1 protein-coding gene is annotated in these 3,845 nt (G+C 72.6%); it reads right to left on the bottom strand.

Annotated elements, in window-relative coordinates; all coding sequences use genetic code 11:
- The coding region (locus tag AB4112_RS35865) for a condensation domain-containing protein (protein WP_441727225.1) at positions 1 to 3,835 on the bottom strand (3,835 nt) is incomplete at its 3' end.
- Positions 3,836 to 3,845: the final 10 nt, after the last annotated feature.

Consider the following 3,845-nt stretch of genomic DNA (forward strand, 5'->3'; position numbering starts at 1 on the left):
CCCGCCCAGCCCCCGCCCAGCCCTGGATCTCGTACAAGGGCGTGTGCTCATGCTCCCGCATCGCCACGTTCAGCCCCTGCAGCTGGCGCAGCCAGTCTCCCACGCTGCGGCCGGGGTCCAACTCCTGCGCCACCGGCAGGGTGTTGATGAACAGCCCCAACAGCGTCTCCGCCTCCGCCAGCTCCGCCGGCCGTCCCGACACCGTCGCCCCGAACACCACCCGCCGCTGACCGGTCACCCGCGACAGCAGCAGCGACCATGCCCCCTGCACCACCGTGTTCAAGGTCACCCGCTCGCGCCGGGCGAAGGCCTTCAGACCCTCCGTCGCCGCACCGTCCAGATGCAGCCGTGCGGCGCCGTAGCCTGGCTCCGGCATTGGGTTGGGCAGCGCTGCGGCCAGCAGCGTCGGCTCCTCGACGCCCGACAGCCGCTCGCGCCAGAACCGCTCATCCGCGGACGTATCTCGTGCCTGCAGCCAGGCGATGTAGTCCCGGTACCGGCCGCCCGACGTGGAGGGCGTGCCGCCGTGGTATCGCGTCAGCACCTCGCCGATCAGACGCGACGTGCTCCACCCGTCCAAGAGCACATGGTGGCTGGTCAGGATCAGCTGGTGCCGCGCCTCCCCCAGCCGCACCAGCACCACCCGCAGCAACGGCGGACGCGCCAGGTCGAAGCCTCGTGCCCGGTCCGACACCGCCAGATCCGACAGCGCCTGCTCCTGGTCCGGCCGGCTGCGCCAGTCCAGCTGCTCCACCGGCGACGGCGCCCGGCGGTGCACCAGCTGCAGCGGGCGTTCACCGTCCCACAGGAAGCCGCTGCGCGGGATCGCGTGGCGGTCCACCACCGCCTCCCACGCCCGCGCGAAGCGGTCGGCGTCCAGGCCGTCCACCGCCACGCTCAGCTGCGTCACATACAGCTCCGGCGCCTGCAGGCTGTGGAACAGCATGCCCTGCTGCATCGGCGACAGCGGGTACAGATCCTCCACCTCCGACGCCACCACCGGCAGCGCGTCCAGCGCCGCCTGCGACAGGCCGGAGAGCGGCACGTCCGACGGCGTCAGACCGCCCGGGGTCGCCGGGTCGCAGCAATGCTCCACCAGCGCCGACAGCTCGGCCTCGTAGGCCGCGGCCAGGGTCTCGATCACCGCCGCGTCGTGCCGCGCCGCGCTGTACAGCCAGCTCAAGCACAGCACGCCGCCCACGATCTGGCCGTTCACCACCAGCTCACCGCCCAGCGGCGACCCGTCGTTCTGGTCCCGACCGGCGCTCTCGCCGGCCTGGGCGAAGGCCCCGTCGGTCAGCCCCTCGAACCGGCCGAGATAGTTGAAGGTCACCGCCGGCCAGGGCAGCGCGGCCAGTTCCGCCTGGGTCTCCGCGCTGCCGAGATAGCGCAGCACGCCGTAGCCGATGCCCCGGTCCGGCACCGACCGCAGCTGTTCCTTCACCGCCTTCAGCGATGCCTCAAGGTCCGCCTCCGGCGTCAGGCGCACCGGGTACACGCTGGTGAACCACCCCAGTGTCCGGCTGAGGTCGACATCGTCGAACAGCCCCTCGCGGCCATGGCCTTCCAGCGCCACCAGGGCCGAGCCGTCACCGGTGTGCCGGCACAGCACCCGCGCCAGCGCCGTCAGCAGCAGGTCTTCGACCCCCGTCCGCCACGCCTTCGGCGCCGTCTTCACCAGCCGTTCGGTCAGCCCGGCGTCGAAGCGCAGGCGGTGTTCCGCCAGCTGCGCCACCGTGTTCGCGCCCTCAGGGCGTGCCACCGGGAAGCCGGAGGGTCCGTCGAGGACGTCGCGCCAGTAGGGCAGCTCCGCCGCCCGCGCCGGCGCATGCGCCTGCAGACGTCCGCCCCAGCGGCCGAAGGCGCTGCTCTTCGCCGGCAGCGCGATCGCCTCGCCCGCCGCGGCCTGGGCGTAGGCGGTCTGCAGATCCTCCAGCAGGATCCGCCACGACACCCCGTCCACCACCAGATGGTGCACCGCCAGCAGCAGGCGCTGGGTCCCGTCCCAGCGATCGATCAGCACCGCCCGCAGCAGCGGGCCATGCCCCAGGTCCAGGCTGCGTTGCGCCGCTTCCGACACCGCCAGCTGATCCGCCTCATCCGCCGCCGACCGCTGCCACAGCCAGTCCTGCTCGGACGGCTCGGCATGGTGCTGCGACCAGGCGCCGTTCCGTTCCACGAAGCGCAGACGCAGCGCGTCGTGGTGGCCCACCACCGCCGACACCGCCTGCTGCAGCGCCGATGCGTCCGGCGCCTGGCGCGGTGCCAGCAGCACCGACTGGTTCCAGTGGTGACGTTCCGCCATCGCCGTGTCGAAGAACCAGCGCTGGATCGGTGTCAGCACCGCCTCGCCCGATGCGATCTCCTCGACCGCCGCCGCCTCGACCTTCGCTGCCGCCGCCAGCCCCCGCACCGTCTGGTGCTCGAACAGCTGGCGCGGCGTCAGCACCAGGCCGGCGCGGCGCGCCCGGCCCACCACCTGCAGCGACAGGATCGAATCCCCGCCCAGCTCGAAGAAGTTGTCCGTCGCGCCCACCGATGCCAGGCCCAGCACCTCCGCCCAGATCCCCGCCAGGGTCCGCTCGGCCTCGCCCTCCGGCTCCGCCTGCGCCGTCGCCGCCACGCTCCATTCCGGCACCGGCAGCGCCAGGCGGTTCACCTTGCCGTTGCCCAAGAGCGGCAGCGCGTCCAGCACCACCACGCGTGACGGCACCATGTGGTCCGGCAGCTGCGATCCCAGATGCGCCTTCAGCTCGGGTTCGAGGTCTCCGGCCCCTTCCCGCGCCACGACATGCGCCACCAGCCGCTTGCCGCCCGGCGACGCCATCGCCGACACCACCGCCGACCGCACCAGCGGATGCGCCAGCAGCCGCGCCTCGACCTCGCCCAGCTCGATCCGGTAGCCCCGGATCTTCACCTGGTGGTCCGAACGCCCGACATAGTCGATCGACCCGTCCGGACGCCACCGCACCAGGTCCCCGGTCCGGTACATCCGCCCGCCCGGCTCGCCCTGCGGGTCCGGCACGAACCGATCCGCCGTCAGGTCCGGGCGTCCGACATAGCCCCGCGCCAGACCGCTGCCACCGATGTACAGCTCTCCCGCCACGCCCACCGGCACCGGCTGCAGCCGACGGTCCAGCACATAGGCCCGGCGGTCCCCCACCGGGCGGCCGATCGGCACATAGGCGCCGTCGCACTCCGTCTCCACACCCACCTTCCACACCAGCGGCGTCACCACCGCCTCCGTCGGCCCGTACCCGTTCAGCAGCACACGCGGGCGCAACGCACGGCGCACACGGTCGTACCCCGCTCGCGACATCGCCTCGCCGCCGAAGGAGTACAGGTCCACCGGCGGACGCCGATCCGTGGCCTCCGCCCAGGCGGCCATCTCGTTGATGTAGACCGGCGGGAAGCCGGCATTGGTGACGCCGTGTCGGCCGATCGCCGCCAGGGTCTTCTCAGCCGGCCACAGGCTCTCGTCGCGCAGCACCAGGCTGGCGCCGCAGGTCAGCGCCGTCAGCCAGCGCTCATGCGCGCCATCGAAGCTGAAGGCGATGAAGTGGAACTCGCGCGAGGTCTCGTCCATGTCGTAGAGCGGCGCGGTCACCCGGCAATGCTCCGCGATGGGTCCATGGGCGACGCCGACGCCCTTGGGCTTGCCGGTCGACCCCGAGGTGTAGATCACATAGGCCAGGTTCTCCGGGCACAGCGACACCACCGGCGCCACCGCCGCCTCGCCTGCCGCATCCTCGACCAGGATCCGCGCCGCCCCCGCCGGCAGCCGGTCCGACAGTGACGCCTGCGTCAGCACCAGGCGCAGCCCGCTATCCGCCACCATCTCCGCC

The organism is Inquilinus sp. 2KB_23 (assembly GCF_052115705.1).
In the GTDB taxonomy this organism is placed as follows: Bacteria; Pseudomonadota; Alphaproteobacteria; order DSM-16000; family Inquilinaceae; genus Inquilinus; species Inquilinus ginsengisoli_A.